Origin of the sequence: Minwuia thermotolerans, from assembly GCF_002924445.1 — a bacterium.
In the GTDB taxonomy this organism is placed as follows: domain Bacteria; phylum Pseudomonadota; class Alphaproteobacteria; order Minwuiales; family Minwuiaceae; genus Minwuia; species Minwuia thermotolerans.
On record NZ_PIGG01000031.1, the window covers coordinates 391,438 to 409,431 of the forward strand.

Here is a 17,994-nt window from a genome sequence, read left to right on the forward strand (position 1 = left end):
CCTCTACTTCGCGGCCTGGATCGCGCGCCACACTGCCTGCGGCGTCGCCGGCATGTCGATCTGCGTCACACCGAGATCCGACAGCGCATCGATGATGGCGTTGATCAGCGCCGGCGGGCCGGCAAGGCAACCCGCTTCGCCGCAGCCCTTGGTGCCGAGCATGTTCGACTTGCAGGGCACTTCCTCGCGGTGGAAGTCGAAGTTGGGCAGGTCGTAGGCGCGGGGCATGGCGTAGTCCATGAAGGATCCCGCCAGCATCTGCCCGTCCTCGTCGAAATAACCGTGTTCCAGCATCGCCTGGCCGACGCCCTGGGCGATACCGCCATGGACCTGACTTTCGACGAACAACGGGTTCACGACGTTGCCGAAATCGTCGACCACGGTCCAGCGGTCGATGCGGGTGACGCCGGTCTCCGGATCGACCTCGACTTCGCAGACATGGCAGCCATTGGGATAGGTCACCGGATTGAACTTCGCGGTCTCGCGCGTATCGAGCGCCTCGATCTCGCCGGCCAACGCCATCTTCCTGGCTTCATCGGCCAGGGCGAGGATGTCGATCTTCCGGTCCGTGCCTGCCACGGCGAAACTGCCATCGTCGAACTCGATGTCGACGGCGCTGGTCTCGAAATACTGCGCCGCGGCGGCCTTGCCCTTCTCGATCACCGCGTCGGACATGGCGTGGATCGCCGTGCCCGTGGAGACCAACGAGCGGGACCCGCCGGTACCGCCGCCGGTCGGAATGGCGTCGGTATCGCCCATGACGATCTTCACCTTCTCCGCGTCGATGCCCAGGCGATCGCAGATGAGCTGAGTGAAGGCCGTCTCGTGGCCCTGCCCATTGGACTGGGTGCCCACGAAGACGGATACCGTGCCATCCTCATCGAAGCGGATGGCCGCCGATTCCTCGGGCATGCCGGCAGTCGCCTCGATGTAGTAGCAGAGGCCCCGGCCGCGCTTCAGACCGGCCTTCGCGCTCTCCGCCCTGCGGGCGGCAAAGCCCTGCCAGTCGGCCTCATCCAGCGCACGTTCCATCAGCCGCCCGAACTCGCCCGAATCATAGGTCTCGCCGGTCGAGGTCTTGTAGGGCATCTGTTCCGGCCTGATGAAATTGCGCCGGCGCACCTCGTCCTGGCCCAGACCGGTCTCCATGGCGATACGATTGACCAGCCGCTCGATCAGGTAGATCGCCTCCGGCCGGCCCGCGCCGCGATAGGCGTCGACAGGCGTGGTATTGGTCATGACCCCGTGGACGTCGAAATACATCACCGGGATGTCGTAGACGCCGGCCAGCACCTTGGCGTGCGCCGCCGTCGGGATCAGGCACGACATGGTGGAAAGATAGGCGCCCAGATTGGCGGTCGTATGCACCCTGAGGCCAAGGAACTTCGCGTTCTCATCGATCGCCATCTCGGCCCAGGACCAATGGTCACGGCCCTGGGTATCGGTCAGGAACGCTTCCTGCCGGTCGGAGATCCAGCGCACAGGCTTCTTCAGCTTGCGCGCGGCATAGGCCGACAGGATGTGTTCGGGATAGAAGAACAGCTTCATGCCGAAGCCGCCGCCCACGTCCGGCGTGACCACGCGGACCTGGCTGTCTTCGAGACCCAGGCAGCCGGCGAGCTGGCGCTTGATGCCCCACCCCCCCTGGGTCGAGGTATAGAGTGTGATCTTGTCGGCCGCGGCGTCGTAATCGGCGATCGAGGTGCGCGCCTCCATGGAATTGGCGACGACGCGCTGATTGATCAGTTCGATCCGAATCACTTTCGCGGCCTTGTCGAAGGCGGCCTTGGTGCCGGCCTCGTCGCCATTCTCGAAGTCGAAGACCAGATTGCCCGGCGCGCTGTCATGCAGCAGCGGCGCGCCCGGTTCCTTCGCCTTGCGCGCGTCGGCGACGGCGTCCAGCGGCTCATAGTCGACCATCACCGCTTCGGCCGCCTCGCGCGCCTGCGCCAGGCTCTCGGCAACGACGAAGGCGACGCCGTCGCCCACATGGCGAACCTTGTCATGCGCCAGGGCGAAGTGCGGCGGTTCGGCGCGCTTCGAGCCGTCCTTGTTCTTGACCGGCCAGAGGCTCGGCAGGCCGCCGACGCCGGCGTCCTGCAGTTCCTTACCGGTGACGATGTCGACCACGCCGGGCATGGCCTTCGCATCGTCGACGTCGACCGAAAGGATCTTCGCATGGGCGTAGGGCGAACGGACCACGACCGCGAAAAGCTGGCCCTCGAGCCGGATGTCGTCGGCATACTTGCCGGTTCCCGTGATGAAGCGGATATCCTCGACGCGGCGGACTGCCTGCGCGACACCGAACTTGGTCATTCTCGAACGCCCTCCCCGACGGCTTCTGCGGCAACAGCAAAACGGCCCCGTTTTGGGCGGGACCGGCAAATTCGGATGTTACGGTCCGTGGGCCGTTTGGCAAGCCGCTACTCCGCCGCCTGCGTCGCGGCCGTCCGGCCAAGATCATAGGGCCTGTCGTTGGAAAGCGACGGCACTGCCCGGCGCGCCTTCTCGATCTTCTCCATGTCGAGATCGGCGGCGACCCAGCCGGGTTCTTCGCCGGCGTCGGCCAGCACCTCGCCCCAGGGCGCCACGATCAGCGAGTGGCCATAGGTCTGCCGCCCGCCGTCATGCTCGCCCGTCTGCGCCGCCGCGATCACGAAGCAGCCGTTCTCGATCGCCCGGGCGCGCAGCAGCACGTGCCAATGCGCCTTGCCCGTCTCCGCGGTGAAGGCCGAAGGCATGGTGAGTATATCGGCGCCGGCCTTGGCCAGATCGCGGTAGAGGTGCGGAAAGCGCATGTCGTAGCAGATCGTCATGCCGAGACGGCCGAAAGGCAGATCGACCACGTTGACCGATGCGCCCGGCCTGTAGGCCTTCGATTCCTTGAAGGACTCTCCGGACGGCAGATCCACGTCGAACATGTGAATCTTTTCGTAGCGGTTGGCGATGGCGCCGTCGGGCGCAATCAGGAAGGATCGGTTGACCAGCCGGTCGTCGCCCGCCGTCTTCAGCGCCAGCGAACCGATGTTGAGCCAGACGCCCAGCTTTGCGGCAAGGTCGCGATAGGCCGCGAGCGAGGGATCGTCCTCCTCCAGGCGCGCCGCCTCCATGGTGTCGCGTCGGCGGCGGAAGATGAAGTTCGTCACCTCGGGCGTCTGGACGAAGATCGCGCCATCCTTCGCCGCATCCTCGATCCGTGGCCGGTTGGCGGCCAGATTGGCTTCCCAGTCCGTACCCGTGTTCGGCTGAATGCAGGCGGCCCTGACCGAAGTCATGGCGCCGGCGCTTCCTTCAGCAACGGATCCAGACGGCCCGCCGCCTCCATCGCGGCAAGATCGTCATAGCCGCCGACATGGATATCGCCGACGAAGACCTGCGGCACCGTCCGCCGGCCCGAGCGCTTGATCATCTCGTCACGCTTGCCCGGCGTGAACATGATGTCGATCTCCTCGTAGGCGACGCCCTTGTCGTCGAACAGCTTCTTCGCGCGGTAGCAGTAGGGGCAGAGCCCCGTCGTATACATCACGACCCTGGACATGGTCTTCGCCGTTCCCGTCCTTGTTGAGACCTGATTAACCTAGTGCGTCTGTCCGGCCCGGACAACGCGCGCCACCGTCAGCACGTCGACCGACGCCGCCCCGCCGCGCCTGAGCACGCGGGCGCAGGCCTCCACCGTCGCCCCGGTGGTGTAGACGTCGTCGACCAGCACCAACCGGGCGTCGCGGACCCGCTCGGCCGCCCCTTCGGCCAAACGGAACGCGCCACGCACATTCCGCCGCCGGGCGGTGGCGCTGAGTCCGCCCTGGCTGCGCGTGGGACGCCGGCGCTCCAGCAGATCGGGCAGGAACCCGATGCCTGCGCGGATCGCCAGTTCCCGCGAGAGCAGCGCTGCCTGGTTGTAGCGTCGCCGCCAGAGCCGCCGGCGGTGCAACGGCACGGGCACGACGCCATCCGCGTCCGCCAGCAGGGGCCTTCCGGCCCGCCAGAGCAGCGTCGCCAGCCCTGCCGCCATGTCGGTGCGGTCGCCATGCTTGAAGCCGAGCACCGCCTGGCGGAGGGGCTCATCATAGCGCACGGCCGACCGGGCACGGTCGAACACTGGCGGCTGCGCCGCGCAGAGCGCACAAACGCGGCCGGGCTCGGTCTCGAAATCGAAGGGCAGGCCGCAGCAGGCGCACATCGGCTCGGTGATGAAGTCGCTCTCGCCGAAGCAGCGGGCGCAGAGTCTGGCCGGGTCGGCAACCTCCGCCCCGCAGGCGAAGCATTGCGGCGGCAAAAGGACGTCGAGCGCGAGGCGCGCGGCTGGTCGCAGGAGTTTCATCGCCCGGCGAGTATGGCAAGAACCGCCGGAACCTGCCATATCCGCCGCATGGCTTCCGAGATCGAGATCTTCGAGCGGCGACTGCATGCCCGCAACCGCGCCCGCGCGGCGGCCGGGTTCGCGGATCACGACTTCCTGTTCCGCGACGTCGCCGAGCGCATGGCCGACCGGCTCGGCGACGTGCAGCGCAGCTTCCGGCGGGCGCTGGTCGTCGGCGGCCGCGCCCGCTTGCCGGAAGGACTGGTGGGACCGGACGGGAAAATCGCCGAAGCCGTGACCATGGACCTCGCCCCGGCCTTCGCCCGGCCCCGGCCGGCGGTCGCCGCCGACGAGGAATGGCTGCCTTTCGCGCCCGGAAGCTTCGACCTGATCCTGAGCCCGCTCTCGCTGCATTGGACCAACGATCTGCCCGGCGCGATGATCCAGCTCCGAGGCGCGCTGAAGCCCGACGGGCTGTTGCTGGCGGCGCTGTTCGGCGGCGGCACGCTGCACGAGTTGCGCCATGCGCTGATGGAAGCGGAATCGGAGATCGAGGGCGGCGTCAGCCCCCGCGTCTCCCCCTTCGCCGAGATTCGGGACTCGGGCGGCCTGCTGCAGCGCGCGGGCCTGGCGCTGCCGGTGGCCGACATGGACACCATCACCGTGACCTACGGCCATCCGCTGAAGCTGCTGGCGGACCTGCGCGGCATGGGGGAGCAGAACGTTGTCCGCGAACGCCGCCGCAAACCGCTGCGCCGGGCGACCCTGCTCCGGGCGATGGAGATCTACACCGACCGTTTCGGGCTGGCGGACGGCCGGGTGCCGGCGACTTTCGAGATCATCTGGCTGACCGGCTGGGCGCCGCACGAAAGCCAGCAGAAGCCGCTCCGGCCCGGCTCCGCGGCCCAGCGTCTGGCCGACGCCCTGGACGCCACGGAGAAGCCGGCCGGCGACAAGGCGAAGCCCTGAGAAAGGCTCAGCTTTCCAGCCCCAGCCGCTTGTGCCAGTCCTCGAGGGACTCGTCCGGATAGTGGCCATGGACCTGGTCGTGCTCGCCGGGGCGGAACAGCACCCAGTCGGGCTTGAAGTCCATCATCAGATGCGTGCGCTCCGGCGGCACGGGAAGATCGGTGTCGACCACGCCGGCCAGCGGGTGCACGAGGTCCGGCCAGCGGCTGTCCCAGAGCCAGAGATGGGTGCCGCACTCGCCGCAGAAGCTGCGCTCCGCGTTCGATGTCGTGACCTCGCCGGTCCGCTCGTCTTCCATCCGGGCGCGGTAGACGCGGAGGTTCTCCCCGCCCTCGATCTCCAGCGTGGTGTTGTCGGCGCCCAGATTGACGGCATAGCCGCCGCCCCCGCTGGTCTTCCGGCAGATGCTGCAATAGCAGAGATTGAAGGGATAGGGATGGCGGGACTCGACGCGAAACCGGACCGCCTTGCAGTGACAGGAACCTTCGAGCAGCATCAGCCGCCTTCCCCGTCCGCCGGATCGTCGCGGCGGATCATCGTGCCGACGCCATGTTCGGTGAAGGTCTCCAGCAGGATCACGTTCTCGACCCGCCCGTCCAGGATGGTGGCCGCGCCGACGCCGTTGCGGACCGCATCCAGGCAGGTCTCGATCTTCGGGATCATGCCGCCGGTGATTACGCCCTCGCCGCGCAGGACCAGCACGTCCCGGGGCGTCAGGACCGGCAGCAGCTGACCGTCCTTGTCCAGCACGCCGGCCACGTCGGTGAGCATGATCAACTTGGCCGCGCCGAGCGCCGAGGCGATGGCGCCGGCCGCGGAATCGGCGTTGATGTTGAAGGTTTCGCCATTCTTGCCAACACCGATCGGCGCGATCACAGGGATCACCGCGTCCAGATCGATGGCGTTGAAGATGTCGGGATTGATGTGACGCGGCTCGCCGACGAAGCCAAGGTCAAGAATGCGCTCGATGTTGGAATCGGGATCGGCCTTGGACCGGGTCAGCTTGCGCGCCTGAATCAGCGCGCCGTCCTTGCCGGAGAGGCCGATCGCCATGCCGCCGGCCAGCTGGATGGCGGAAACGATCTGCTTGTTGATGGAGCCCGACAGGACCATCTCGACAATGTCGACGGTTTCCCGGTCGGTGACCCTCAGGCCATCGACGAACTGACTGTGGATCTTCAGCCGCTCCAGCATGCGGCCGATCTGCGGGCCGCCGCCATGCACGATCACCGGATGGATGCCCACCTGCTTCAGCAGCACGATGTTCTCGGCGAAGGCCTTTGCCAGGGTGTCGTCGCCCATCGCGTGGCCGCCATACTTGATGACGAAGACCTCGCCGGCGAACCGGCGCAGATAGGGCAGCGCTTCCTGCAGCGTGGCGGCCTTCCTGAGCAGTTCCTCGTTCAACGTTCCTGTCCTCCCCGCCCGATTCGTCATTGCTGGGTTTTATAGCCCCGTGCCGCCCGCGCTTGCCAGCATGGCGAGTTCGGCCCGAAGGTCGGCAATGCCATCGCCCTTCTCGGCGCTGGTGGCTATCTGCCGGGGAAAGGCGGCGACGCGACGCTTCAGCCGCGCCTCCGTATCCGCCGACACCTTTGCGAGTTCACCCGATTTCAGCTTGTCGGTCTTCGTCAGCACCACCTGGTAGACCACGGCCGCCTTGTCGAGCATGTCCATGAACTCCTCGTCCGGCTTCTTGATGCCGTGACGCGCATCGATGAGCAGGCAGACCCGCAACAGGTTCGGCCGTCCCCGCAGATAGGCGCGGATCAGCCGTGTCCAGGCCTCCACCGCGCCCTTCGGCGCCTTGGCGAAGCCATAGCCGGGCAGGTCGACCAGCATCAGCCGGCCGTCCAGGTCGAAGAAGTTGAGCTGCTGTGTCCGGCCCGGCGTGTTGGAGGTCTTGGCCAGCGCCTTGCGGCCCGTCAGCGCGTTGACAAGGCTCGACTTTCCCACGTTTGAGCGGCCGATGAAGGCCACTTCGGGCAGGTCCGCCGGCGGCAGCTGCTCCAGCCACGCCACGCTGATGACGAACCGGCATTCGGCGGCGAAGAGCAGCCGGCCCGCCTCCGGGTCGGGCGTCTCGTCATTCACCAGGTTTCGCGGCCGCGGCGCGGCGGTTGTTGACCCGGCGCATGATGAACCACTGCTGGGCGATCGACAGGCAGTTGTTCACCGTCCAGTAGATCACCAGGCCCGCCGGGAAACTGGCGAGGAAGAAAGTGAAGATGATCGGCAGCATCATCATGATACGCGCCTGCATCGGGTCCGGCGGCTGCGGGTTGATCTTCTGCTGGGCGTACATCGAAATGCCCATCAGCAATGGCCAGACGCCGAGATGCAGGAACTCCGGCGCACCCCATGATATGAGTCCGAACAGTTCGAAGGCGTTCGTGGGGTCGCGCGCCGACAGGTCCTCGATCCAGCCATAGAATGGCGCGTGACGCATCTCGATGGTCACGAACAGCACCTTGTAGAGGGCAAAGAAGACCGGGATCTGCAGCAGAATCGGCAGGCAGCCGGAGACGGGATTGACCTTCTCCTTCTTGTAGAGGGCCATCATCTCCTGCTGCATGCGGACCTTGTCGTCGCCATGACGCTCGCGCAGCTTCACCATCTCCGGCTGCAGCGCCTTCATCTTGCTCATGGAGACGTAGGACTTCCACGCCAGCGGCAGGAACAGGAACTTGATGCAGAAGGTCAGCGCGATGATCGCCAGACCGAAGTTCCCCAGCAGGTTGTAGAAGAAATCGATGGCGTAGAAGATCGGCTTGGTCAGGAAATAGAACCAGCCCCAGTCGATGGTGCGGTCGAAGAGCTGGATGCGGTAGCGTTCCTCATAGGCGTCGATGACGTCCACTTCCTTGGCGCCCGCGAACAGGCGGTCGGTCATCGTGGCCTTGCCGCCCGGCGCGATCGTCACGGGCGCGGCGAGATAGTCGGCCTGATACTTGTCGATGCCCTGGTCGACACGGTGGCGGAAGGCGCCTTCGAAGGCGGCCTTCTGATCCGGAACCAGCGCCGTCAGCCAGTATTTGTCGGTGATGCCGAGCCAGCCGCCGGTGGAGTTGCGCTTGATCACGCCGGAGGGTTCGTCCTGAAGGTCCTCGTAGTCGAGCTCGGTGAGCTCCTCGCCGAAGACGCCGAGCGGGCCCTCATGCAGGATATAGAAGTCCTCGGTCTCAGGCGTGCCGTGCCGGCTGATCAGGCCGTAGGGATAGAGGGTGACCGCCTGCCCGCCGGTATTGCGCACTGTCTGGCTGACCGTGAACAGGTAGTTCTCGTCGACCTCGATGCGCCGCTCGAACGTCAGGCCGGCGTCATTGCTCCAGGTCAGGGTGATCGGGCTGCCCGGGGTCAGCACGTCTCCATCGGCCTGCCAGACCGTGTCCTGGTCCGGCAGGGCTACATCGCCGCCGGCGGCGGCGACCCAGCCGAATTCGACATAATAGGGCCTGGGCGCGTTGCGCGGGTTGAGCAGTTCGATCTCGGGCGAGGCCGGGTCGACCGTCTTGTGATAGTTCTTCAGCCTGAGATCGTCGATGCGCGCGCCCCGGACACGGATCGAGCCGTCTACTCTCGGCGTGTCGATACGGATGCGCGCAGCGTCGGCCAGGGCAGCGGCGCGGCTCTGCTGCGGCGCGACCCGCGGCAGGTCGCTCCCGCCCGGGGCAGGCGCGCCCTCCGGCGTCCGGGCGCCAGGCTGCGGCGTCACGGAATCACCGGTGGTCTGCTGCTCGGTCTCGCCGCCGTCGGGGCGCGGCACTTCGGAGGAGAAGAAGTACTGCGAACCCAGCAGGATGAGCATCGATATGACGATGGCGAGGATGAGATTGCGTTGTTCGGACATCGAAACGCGGTCCTTCAGCAGTTGTCGGGCGCGTCGGCGGACTTCGCGTCGCGCCGCGGCCAGAGCCTGATCCCGTCGGGCACCGGGTCGTACCCGTGGCCGCCCAGGGGATGGCAGCGGCCCAGCCGGCGCAGCGCCAGCAGCGGCCCGATCAGCGGTCCGTGGCGCTCCAGCGATTCCAGCGCATAGGCCGAGCATGTCGGCTGGAAGCGGCAATTCGGTCCCAGCCAGGGCGAAATCACATAGCGGTAGAAGTGGATGGGCGCCTTGAGAAGCAGAACGGCGAGACGGGCGATCATGCGTCCGCCCCCTGGCGCAGCAGACCGATACGCTTCAGCGAGAAGCGAAGGTCGTCGGCGAGAGTGGCGTAATCGCGCTCGACGGTCGCGGCGCGGGCGATCAGGACGTAGTCATGGCCCGGCTCGGCGCGCTGGCGCAGCACATCTGCGGCGAGCGCGCGGAGGCGGCGCTTGGCCCGGTTGCGCCGCACGGCGTTTCCCACCTTTTTCGATGCGGTAAAGCCGACGCGCATGTCCGGTCTGCCTCTTTCGTCCAGCGGGGTCGGCGCGGCGGGCATGGGCGCCGCCTGGAGCACCAGGCCCTTCGCCGCGGTCCGGACCCTGGATCGGCTGAGCCTCAGGAAATCGGCCCGCTTTTTCAACCGGCCGATCGTCACCGGGCTGAAATCAGGCTGACAGCCGCTTCCGCCCCTTGGCGCGGCGGCGCTGCAGGATGCGCAGACCGCCAACCGTCGCCTTGCGGGCGCGGAAGCCATGACGGCGCTTGCGCACGAGATTGCTCGGCTGGAAGGTACGCTTCACGACTGGCTCTCCTGAAACATGAATTGCGGCCCGCCGGGCTGCCGGCAGGGGTTGCGAGAGGCGCTGTATATGAGGCGGTCACGGCCAAGTCAACCGCGGTGAGCTTCGCGCGCCGCACGCATGCGATAGCCTGACGGGAACTGGCCCGAAGGAGAGAACCCATGCCCGAACGCATCGACACCGACATCTGCGTCATCGGCGCCGGATCCGGCGGTCTGAGCGTGGCGGCCGGCGCGGTCCAGATGGGCGCGCCGACGGTGCTGATCGAGGGCGGGCGCATGGGCGGCGACTGTCTGAACTATGGCTGCGTACCCTCGAAATCGCTGCTGGCCGCAGCGCATCACGCAGCGGTCTGGCGGCGCTCGGGCGACTTCGGCGTCCGCTACGCCGCCCCGGAGGTGCGCTTCGACAGGGTCAACGACCATGTACGGTCGGTCATCGACGCCATCGCCCCCCATGACAGCCAGGAGCGGTTCGAAGGTCTGGGCGTGCAGGTGATCCGCGACTGGGCGCGCTTCGTCTCGCCGCGCGAGGTCGAAGCCGGGGGCGCGCTGGTGCGCGCGCGGCGTTTCGTCATCGCCACCGGCTCCCGCCCCGTCGCGCCACCGATTCCCGGTCTGGAGGAAGCCGGCTATCTCACCAACGAGACCATCTTCGACAACCGCGTCCTGCCCGGCCACCTGATCGTCATCGGCGGCGGGCCCATCGGCATGGAGCTGGCCCAGGCCCATGCCGAACTGGGCGCGCGGGTCACCTTGCTGGAGGCCGCGCGGGTGCTGGGGCGCGACGATCCGGAACTGGCGGCCATCGCGGCGGACGCGGTGCGCGAGAGCGGCGTCGACATCCGCGAGGGCGTGAAGATCGCCCGCGTCGAGGCGGGTCCGGCCGTGGTGCTCGAGTACGCAGACAGCGAGGAACGGATCGAGGGCAGCCATCTGCTTGTCGCCGCCGGCCGCCGGGCGAATCTGGAGCGGCTGGACCTCCACAAGGCGGGGATCGAGCATGGCGCCCGTGGACTCATCGTGGATCGCGGGCTGAAGACCACCAACCGGCGGGTCTACGCCGTGGGCGACGCCGCCGGCGGTCTGCAGTTCACCCACGTCGCCGGCCATCATGCGGGTCTCGTGATCCGCAATGCCCTGTTCCGCCTGCCGGTGAAGGACGACCCGGCGATCATCCCCTGGACCACCTACACCGACCCGGAACTCGCCTGGGTCGGCCTGCAGCAGGAGGCCGCCCGGAGCAGGCACGGCGACATCGATGTTCTGCGCTGGCCCCTGGCCGACAACGACCGCGCCAGGGCCGAGCGCCGCACCGAAGGACTGGCCAAGGCAGTCGTGCACAAGGGCCGCGTCATCGGCGCCGGCATCGTCGGGCCCGGCGCCGGCGACCTGATCGGCATCTGGGCGCTGGCTGTGAAGAAGCGGATGAAGGTTGCCGATCTCGCCGGCTTCGTCGCCCCCTACCCCACAATGGGCGAAGTCACGAAACGCCTCGCCGGCAGCTACTACACACCGAAGCTGTTTTCGGACCGGACCCGCCGGATCGTACGGCTTCTCGCCCGCTTCGGCTGAGCCGTCCGGCCCCCCGGCGTGCGTCCGATTGACCCTCTTTGAAACGATTCCCGGCTGCTCACCTACCGCAAAGTAACGACCCCACACTTCGAACGATGGGGCGGACCACCGAGCGGTACAAGGAACAGCGTCATGAAGGAACTCCCCAGGGGCAAGGGCGGCGAGACCCACCAGAAGGCGAAGGGCGAACAGATGACCACCGCCCAGGGCGCGCCCGTTTCAGACGATCAGAACTGGCTCAAGGCCGGCGAACGCGGCCCCTCGCTGATGGAGGACCAGGTCGCCCGGGAGAAGATCTTCCACTTCGACCACGAGCGCATCCCCGAGCGCGTCGTCCACGCCCGGGGCTATGGCGTGCACGGCCATTTCGAACTGACCGAGCCGATCCCCGAACTATCGAAGGCCGACCTGTTCCAGCGCCGGGGCGAGAAGACGCCGGTCTTCGTGCGGTTCTCCACCGTCGCCGGCAGCAAGGGCTCCCCCGATCTCGCCCGCGACGTGCGCGGCTTCGCCACCAAGTTCTACACGAAGGAAGGCAACTGGGATCTGGTGGGCAACAACATCCCCGTCTTCTTCATTCAGGACGCCATCAAGTTCCCCGACCTGATCCACGCCGCCAAACCCGAACCGGATCGTGGCTTTCCGCAGGCGCAGACGGCGCACGACAATTTCTGGGACTTCATCTCGCTCAGTCCGGAGTCGATGCACATGGTCATGTGGATCATGTCGGACCGCACGATCCCACGCTCCTTCCGTTTCATGGAGGGGTTCGGCGTCCATACCTTCCGGCTGGTCAACGCCGAGGGGGAATCGCACTTCGTGAAGTTCCACTGGAAGCCGAAGCTGGGGCTTCAGTCAGTGGTCTGGAACGAGGCGCTGAAGATCAACGGCATGGACCCGGACTTCCACCGCCGCGACATGTGGGATTCGATCGACGCCGGCGACTATCCCGAGTGGGAGCTTGGCGTCCAGGTCTTCGACGAGGATTTCGCCGAACGCTTCGAGTTCGACGTTCTCGATTCGACGAAGATCATCCCCGAGGAGCAGGTGCCGGTCCGCACCATCGGACGGCTGGTGCTCGACAACAATGTCGAGAATTTCTTCGCCGAGACGGAGCAGGTCGCCTTCTGCACCCAGAACATTGTCCCCGGCATCGACTTCACCAACGATCCCCTGCTGCAGGGCCGCAACTTCTCCTATCTCGACACCCAGTTGAAGCGGCTGGGCAGCACCAATTTCACCCACCTGCCGATCAACGCGCCGAAATGCCCGGTCCGCCACTACCAGCAGGACGGCCACATGGCGATGCGCAACCCCACCGGCCGCGCCAACTACGAACCCAACAGCTGGGACGAGGAGAGCGGGCCGCGGGAAAATCCGAACAAGGGTTTCGAGAGCTATCCGGAGAATGTGGGCGGCCCGAAGGCGCGCGTCCGCTCCGAGACCTTCGCCGACTATTACAGCCAGGCGCGGCAGTTCTACGTCAGCCAGACTGCGGTCGAGCAGCGCCACATCGCCGACGCCCTGACCTTCGAACTCTCCAAGTGCGACCGCGGCGACATCCGCGAACGCATGGTCGGGCATCTCCAGAACATCGACGACGCCCTGGCGAAACAGGTCGCCGCCGGCCTGGGCATGGACGGCCTGCCCGAGAAGATCAAGCCGGCCCGGGAGCCGGTCACGGACCTGCCGCCCTCCGACGCGCTGTCGATTCTGAAGAACGGCCCGGCCAGCTTCGCCGGTCGCCGGCTCGGCCTCTACGTCTCCGACGGCGCCGACGCGGAACTCGTTGCCGCAATCCGCTCCGCGGCCGAGGCTGAGGGGACGAAGGTCGCCATCGTCGCGCCGCACATTTCGGGCGCGAAACTCTCCGACGGCACGGCGCTGGCGGCGGACGAGAAGATCGACGGCGGACCGTCAGTGGTCTTCGACGCCGTCGCGCTGGTCATGCCGTCCAACACCGCCGAACAGGTGAAGCAGGACAAGCCAACAGTCGACTTCGTCAGCGACGCCTTCGCCCACGCCAAGTTCATCGCCTATGGCGAGCAGGCCCGCCCCGTGCTCGAAGCGGCGATCGGACCCGAGCTGGACAGCGGCTGCATGAAGGTCGCCGACGCCGGCGACGCCCGCGCCTTCATCGAGAAATGCCGGGCGCTGCGATTCTGGGACCGGGAGGCCGACTACCTGCCCTGAACAGCCGCCGCCAACGGCCAGGAAAGGACTCGTCCGCACATGAAGAGGATTGTGGCCGCAGCCGCGGCGGCGCTCGTTCTCGCCGCCGTGGCCGCGTGCTTCGTCTACTGGGACACGGTCCGGTCCTGGCTGCCGCAGGAGGTTGCCGCCGTCCTCGGCGCCGAGACTGAGGATGGCGGCGGCGAGAGAGACCGGTCCGCCGTCGCGGTCCGTCTCGCTCCGGTGGAACTGGCGACCGCCCTCGACCGCTTCGAAACCAGCGCGGAAGTAACCGCCGCCGAAGCCGTCGAGATCACCTCCGAGGTCGCCGGGCGCGTCGAAACGGTGTTGGTGGAGGATGGCCAGCGTCTCGAGAAGGGCGCGCCCGTCATCCGCTTCGACGATGCCTCCGAACAGGCCGCCGTGAACGCCGCGCGCGCCGCCCTGGCCGAGGCGGAAGCGGCGCTCGGGCGCTCGCAGTTCCTGTTCGAGAAAGGAGTCGCGACCGAAGCGCGGCTGGAAACCGACCGGGCGGCCCGTTCGACGGCGCGCGCCGAGCTCGAAGCGGCCCAGGCCCGGCTGGAGGACCGCAGGGTCCGCGCGCCCTTCGCCGGCGAGGTGGGCTTCGTCGCCGTCGATGAGGGGGCTTATCTGAGCCCGGGCCAGGAGATCGTCAGACTGAAGACGACCGACGACCTGCGCCTGCGCTTCGACCTGCCGCTGGAGGTCGCCGAACAGGCCGCCGGGATCGGCGCTCTGCGCCTCGTCTCGGGCCCCGAGGGCTGCCGGCAGGCGCGGCTTCTCACCGTGTCGCCGCTCGGCGACCCGACCAGCCGCACGCGCCGTTTCGAGGCCGCGCTGCCCGACGGCTGCGACCTGACGCCCGGCGCCTTCATCACCGTCGCGGCGGTTACCGGGCGCTGCCCCGAGGCGGTCTTCGTGCCGCACAAGGCCGTCGAACGGCGGGGTTTCGAAAGCTTCGTCTTCCGCGCCGAGGAAACGGACGCGGGTCTGAAGGCGCGCCGGACGCTGGTGAAGACCGGTGTCCTGACCGGCCGAAGGATCGAGATCCGCGAGGGACTGGACGAAGGCGACCGGGTGGTCGCCGAGGGCCTGCAGAAGATCGAGGACGGGGCCGCCATCCGGCCCGCCGGGGAGGAGGCGCGGCGATGACCCTGTCCGAACGGGCCGTCCGCCGACCCGTGCTCGCGGTGGTTGCGGCGCTGCTGATCCTGGTCCTGGGGGTCACCGCGGCGCTGCGCCTGCCGGTCCGGGAATATCCCGATATCGATCCGCCCCAGGTATCGGTTTCCATCGTCTATCCGGGCGCATCGGCGGAGGTGGTCGAGCGCGACGTCACCCAGGTCGTCGAGGACAATCTCAACGGCATCGACGGCGTGGACCTGATCGATTCCACCTCGCGCGCAGGGTTCGCCCAGATCACGATCGCCTTCGAACTCTACCGCGATCTCGACGCCGCCGCCGCGGACGTGCGCGACAGGGTCTCTGCGGTGCGCGGCGAACTGCCCGACGAGGCGGAGGAAGCCATCATCCGCAAGGCCAGCGCCCAGGCCGACGCCATGATGTGGCTGACCCTGACCTCGTCGGAACGCGACCGCCGCGCCCTCACCGACTTCGCCATCCGCAATCTTGTCGACCGCCTGTCGATTCTGCGCGGCGTCAGCCAGGTGATCGTCGGCGGCGAGCGGCGCTACGCCATGCGCGTCTGGCTGGACCGCGAGCGGATGGCCGCCCGCGGCGTCACGGTGAGCGACGTCGCCACCGCGCTGCGCCGGGAGAACCTGGAAGCGCCCGCCGGCCGCATCGAGGCCGAAAGCCGCGAGTTCACCGTCCGCGTCGACACCCAGTTGCCGGACCGGGAAGCCTTCCGGGATCTCGTGCTGCGCGCAAACCCGGACGGCACAGTACGCCTGGGCGACGTCGCGGCGGTCGAGCTGGGGGCCGAGGACGACCGCTCTGCCGTCTTCCGCTCCGGCGAACCCGCCGTGGGCCTGGGGGTGGTGCGCCAGTCGGGCTCCAACACGCTGGCCGTCGCCGAACGGGTGCGGGCAGAGCTGGACGCGCTGGAGCCGCAGATCCCCGCCGACATCGACCTCGCGGTCTCCTACGACCAGTCCGCCTTCATCGAGGGATCGATCCGCGAGGTGGTGAAAACCCTGCTGATCACCATCGCTCTGGTGATCGCCGTGGTCTATCTCGCCCTGGGTTCCCTGCGCGGCACGCTGGTGCCGGCCTCGACCATCCCGGTTTCCGCCATCGGCGCCTTCGCGGTGATGTACGCCGCCGGCTTCACCATCAACACCCTGACCCTGCTGGCGCTGGTGCTGGCCATCGGCCTGGTCGTCGACGACGCCATCGTGGTGCTGGAGAACGTCACGCGGAAACGCGAAGAGGGCGAGCCCGCCCTGGCCGCGGGCGTCCGGGGCGCGAGCGAAGTCTTCATGGCCGTCGTCGCGACAACCACCGTGCTCGCCGCCGTGCTGCTGCCCATCGCGGCGCTGACCGGCTTTGTCGGGCGGCTGTTCACCGAATTCGCCATCACCTTGACGGCGGCGGTCGTGTTCTCCTCCTTCCTGGCGCTGACGCTGGGCGCCATGCTCGCCTCGCGCACGGTGCAGGCCGGCAGCCGCGGCAATGGCGGCAACCCGGTGACGCGGCTGTTCACCGGCGCGCTGGCCCGGGCGGAGAAGGGCTATGCCGGCCTCGCCCGGCGTCTGCTCGCGGCGCCGTGGCTGGTGGCCCTTATCGCGGTCGTGCTGGGCGCGTCGGGCTACCTGCTCTTCACCAGCCTGCCCGGCAAGCTGGCGCCGACGGAGGACCGCGGCGCCTTCCTCATCCCGGTCTCCGCACCCGAGGGGGCCACCCTGGCCGAGACGAAGGATGCCGTGGCGAAGATCGCTGCCATCCTGCAGCCGCACATGGGCGCGGACGGCCCGATCGCCGACACCATCTCCATCGTCGGCACGGGCAATCAGGGCCCGGCGCAGGTCACCGAAGCCTTCATCATCGCCAAGCTGAAACCCTGGGGCGAACGCGACATCAGCCAGCAGAACCTGGTTGCCGAGGTCACCGGCCCGATCCTGGCGCTGCCCGACGCCGAGGCCGTGCCGATCAGCCCCGCGTCCCTGACGCCGGAAGGCTTCGGCAAGCCGATCCAGTTCGTCATCCAGGGCCCCGGCTACGCGGAAGCCTATCGCTGGGCGCGGATGGTGGCCGCGAACGCCCGCGAAAGCGGACTGGTCCGGAATCTGGAGGTCGAGTTCAGCCGCCGCAGCCCCGAGATCGCGCTCGCCGTGGACCGCCGGCTGGCCGCGGACCTGGGGCTTTCGGCAGCCCGCATCGGCGAGGCGCTGCGCATCTTTCTGGGCGGCGACGACATCACCGAATTCTACCGCGACGGCGAAACCTATCAGGTCATGGTCCGCGGACGGGACGCCGACCGGAGGAACCGCGGCGACATCGGCGCCCTGCAGGTCCGCAACGCCGAAGGCGAAATGGTGCCGCTCGCCGCCGTGATCGCGACCGAAACCATCGGCAGCGCCACCAGCTACCGGCGGATCGACCGGCGGCCCTCGGTCGTCCTCTCCGCCGTCCCGGCCGAAGGCGCCGATCTGGCGCGCATCCTGGCGGAACTCGACCGGATTGCCGCCGAGCGGCTGCCGCCCGAAGCCGGCACCGCCTATCTCGGGCTTTCGCGCGACTTCGCCGAATCCAGCGCCGGGGTCATGGCCGTCTTCGCCATGGCGCTGGTGGTGGTCTATCTGGTGCTGGCGGCCCTGTTCTCGGGCTTCCACTATCCGCTGACCGTCATGCTGGCGGTGCCGCTGGCGCTGACCGCGGCGCTGGCGGCGCTCTGGGCCGGCGGCTTCAGCCTCAACATCTTCAGCCAGATCGGCTTGCTGCTCGCCATCGGCCTGCTGGCCAAGAACGCTATCCTCGTCGTCGACTTCGCCAACCGCCGCCGCAAGGACGGCGATGACTTGGAGACCGCGACCCTGGACGCCGCGCGCACGCGCTTCCGCCCGGTGGTGATGACCTCGATCGCGACGCTGTTCGGCGCCCTCCCGCTGGCGCTGGCGACCGGCCCGGGCGCCGAGAGCCGATCTGTCATCGGCATCACCGTGATGGCGGGCGTCGCAGGGGCGACACTGATCACGCTGCTGATCGTGCCCGGCCTCTACAGGCTGATCGCGCCCTGGAGCGGCGCCCCGGGCGCCACCAGCCGCCGCGTCGACCGCGAACTGGCCGAAAGCGGCGGCGACGGACCACCGGAACAGGCCGGATGAC

16 protein-coding genes are annotated in these 17,994 nt (G+C 68.0%); 5 read left to right on the forward strand and 11 right to left on the reverse strand.

Going from position 1 to position 17,994, the window contains the following annotated elements; all coding sequences use genetic code 11:
• Window positions 1-3: 3 nt before the first annotated feature.
• From CWC60_RS09720 to CWC60_RS09735, 4 genes are all read right to left on the reverse strand, one after another.
• Complete coding sequence (locus CWC60_RS09720; protein WP_109793786.1) at window positions 4-2,316, reverse strand: xanthine dehydrogenase family protein molybdopterin-binding subunit; 2,313 nt, start codon at window positions 2,314-2,316, stop codon at window positions 4-6.
• Between the two features lie 107 nt (window positions 2,317-2,423).
• Entirely contained in the window at window positions 2,424-3,275 is an 852-nt protein-coding gene (locus CWC60_RS09725) for a carbon-nitrogen hydrolase family protein (protein ID WP_109793787.1), read from the reverse strand.
• Window positions 3,272-3,538 (reverse strand): glutaredoxin 3, encoded by a 267-nt coding sequence (grxC, locus tag CWC60_RS09730; RefSeq protein WP_109793788.1) that lies wholly within the window; start codon window positions 3,536-3,538, stop codon window positions 3,272-3,274. The genes CWC60_RS09725 and grxC overlap by 4 nt, the downstream gene beginning before the upstream one ends.
• Window positions 3,539-3,577: 39 nt before the next feature.
• The gene (locus CWC60_RS09735; RefSeq protein ID WP_109793789.1) at window positions 3,578-4,321 is read right to left on the reverse strand and encodes a ComF family protein; all 744 of its coding nucleotides are present in this window, start codon (window positions 4,319-4,321) and stop codon (window positions 3,578-3,580) included.
• A gap of 12 nt (window positions 4,322-4,333) precedes the next feature.
• Here CWC60_RS09735 and CWC60_RS09740 point away from each other — a divergent pair, with 12 nt between their 5' ends.
• The gene (locus tag CWC60_RS09740; RefSeq protein WP_206419858.1) at window positions 4,334-5,269 is read left to right on the forward strand and encodes a methyltransferase domain-containing protein; all 936 of its coding nucleotides are present in this window, start codon (window positions 4,334-4,336) and stop codon (window positions 5,267-5,269) included.
• Window positions 5,270-5,276: 7 nt separating this feature from the next.
• Here the strand turns inward: CWC60_RS09740 and CWC60_RS09745 are convergent, their stop codons facing one another.
• The 7 genes from CWC60_RS09745 to rpmH are packed head-to-tail and all read right to left on the reverse strand — an operon-like array spanning window position 5,277 to window position 9,940.
• Window positions 5,277-5,765, reverse strand: a complete 489-nt coding sequence (locus tag CWC60_RS09745) for a GFA family protein (protein WP_109793791.1) — start codon at window positions 5,763-5,765, stop codon at window positions 5,277-5,279.
• The gene (argB, locus tag CWC60_RS09750) at window positions 5,765-6,706 is read right to left on the reverse strand and encodes an acetylglutamate kinase (protein ID WP_109793792.1); all 942 of its coding nucleotides are present in this window, start codon (window positions 6,704-6,706) and stop codon (window positions 5,765-5,767) included. The genes CWC60_RS09745 and argB overlap by 1 nt, the downstream gene beginning before the upstream one ends.
• Before the next feature lie 9 nt (window positions 6,707-6,715).
• The gene (gene yihA, locus CWC60_RS09755; protein ID WP_109793793.1) at window positions 6,716-7,366 is read right to left on the reverse strand and encodes a ribosome biogenesis GTP-binding protein YihA/YsxC; all 651 of its coding nucleotides are present in this window, start codon (window positions 7,364-7,366) and stop codon (window positions 6,716-6,718) included.
• Window positions 7,356-9,119 (reverse strand): membrane protein insertase YidC, encoded by a 1,764-nt coding sequence (gene yidC / locus CWC60_RS09760; RefSeq protein WP_109793794.1) that lies wholly within the window; start codon window positions 9,117-9,119, stop codon window positions 7,356-7,358. Before yidC ends, yihA begins: the two co-directional genes overlap by 11 nt.
• Before the next feature lie 14 nt (window positions 9,120-9,133).
• Window positions 9,134-9,418, reverse strand: coding sequence for a membrane protein insertion efficiency factor YidD (yidD, locus tag CWC60_RS09765; protein ID WP_109793795.1), 285 nt, complete (start codon window positions 9,416-9,418; stop codon window positions 9,134-9,136).
• A complete protein-coding gene (gene rnpA, locus CWC60_RS09770; RefSeq protein WP_165787523.1) occupies window positions 9,415-9,795 on the reverse strand; it encodes a ribonuclease P protein component in 381 nt (126 codons plus the stop codon). Before rnpA ends, yidD begins: the two co-directional genes overlap by 4 nt.
• Window positions 9,796-9,805: 10 nt before the next feature.
• Complete coding sequence (rpmH, locus tag CWC60_RS09775; RefSeq protein ID WP_109793797.1) at window positions 9,806-9,940, reverse strand: 50S ribosomal protein L34; 135 nt, start codon at window positions 9,938-9,940, stop codon at window positions 9,806-9,808.
• 161 nt (window positions 9,941-10,101) lie between these two features.
• Here rpmH and CWC60_RS09780 point away from each other — a divergent pair, with 161 nt between their 5' ends.
• The 4 genes from CWC60_RS09780 (at window position 10,102) to CWC60_RS09795 (ending at window position 17,993) form a co-directional block, all read left to right on the forward strand.
• The gene (locus tag CWC60_RS09780; RefSeq protein ID WP_109793798.1) at window positions 10,102-11,514 is read left to right on the forward strand and encodes a dihydrolipoyl dehydrogenase family protein; all 1,413 of its coding nucleotides are present in this window, start codon (window positions 10,102-10,104) and stop codon (window positions 11,512-11,514) included.
• Window positions 11,515-11,646: 132 nt separating this feature from the next.
• Window positions 11,647-13,707 carry a catalase gene (locus CWC60_RS09785; protein ID WP_109793799.1) on the forward strand — a complete coding sequence of 687 codons (2,061 nt, stop codon included), beginning with the start codon at window positions 11,647-11,649 and terminating at the stop codon, window positions 13,705-13,707.
• 39 nt (window positions 13,708-13,746) lie between these two features.
• Window positions 13,747-14,859 (forward strand): efflux RND transporter periplasmic adaptor subunit, encoded by a 1,113-nt coding sequence (locus CWC60_RS09790; RefSeq protein WP_109793800.1) that lies wholly within the window; start codon window positions 13,747-13,749, stop codon window positions 14,857-14,859.
• Window positions 14,856-17,993 carry an efflux RND transporter permease subunit gene (locus CWC60_RS09795; protein WP_109793801.1) on the forward strand — a complete coding sequence of 1,046 codons (3,138 nt, stop codon included), beginning with the start codon at window positions 14,856-14,858 and terminating at the stop codon, window positions 17,991-17,993. Before CWC60_RS09790 ends, CWC60_RS09795 begins: the two co-directional genes overlap by 4 nt.
• Window position 17,994: the final 1 nt, after the last annotated feature.

Bases quoted from the DNA above. Each gene is read 5' to 3' on its own strand.
- CWC60_RS09735 (WP_109793789.1), bottom strand. From the start codon at position 4,321: ATGAAACTCCTGCGACCAGCCGCGCGCCTCGCGCTCGACGTCCTTTTG.
- CWC60_RS09785 (WP_109793799.1), top strand. From the start codon at position 11,647: ATGAAGGAACTCCCCAGGGGCAAGGGCGGCGAGACCCACCAGAAGGCG.
- CWC60_RS09795 (WP_109793801.1), top strand. From the start codon at position 14,856: ATGACCCTGTCCGAACGGGCCGTCCGCCGACCCGTGCTCGCGGTGGTT.
- yidC (WP_109793794.1), bottom strand. From the start codon at position 9,119: ATGTCCGAACAACGCAATCTCATCCTCGCCATCGTCATATCGATGCTC.
- CWC60_RS09725 (WP_109793787.1), bottom strand. From the start codon at position 3,275: ATGACTTCGGTCAGGGCCGCCTGCATTCAGCCGAACACGGGTACGGAC.
- CWC60_RS09740 (WP_206419858.1), top strand. From the start codon at position 4,334: ATGGCAAGAACCGCCGGAACCTGCCATATCCGCCGCATGGCTTCCGAG.
- CWC60_RS09745 (WP_109793791.1), bottom strand. From the start codon at position 5,765: ATGCTGCTCGAAGGTTCCTGTCACTGCAAGGCGGTCCGGTTTCGCGTC.
- grxC (WP_109793788.1), bottom strand. From the start codon at position 3,538: ATGTCCAGGGTCGTGATGTATACGACGGGGCTCTGCCCCTACTGCTAC.
- CWC60_RS09780 (WP_109793798.1), top strand. From the start codon at position 10,102: ATGCCCGAACGCATCGACACCGACATCTGCGTCATCGGCGCCGGATCC.
- yidD (WP_109793795.1), bottom strand. From the start codon at position 9,418: ATGATCGCCCGTCTCGCCGTTCTGCTTCTCAAGGCGCCCATCCACTTC.
- CWC60_RS09790 (WP_109793800.1), top strand. From the start codon at position 13,747: ATGAAGAGGATTGTGGCCGCAGCCGCGGCGGCGCTCGTTCTCGCCGCC.
- CWC60_RS09720 (WP_109793786.1), bottom strand. From the start codon at position 2,316: ATGACCAAGTTCGGTGTCGCGCAGGCAGTCCGCCGCGTCGAGGATATC.
- argB (WP_109793792.1), bottom strand. From the start codon at position 6,706: ATGACGAATCGGGCGGGGAGGACAGGAACGTTGAACGAGGAACTGCTC.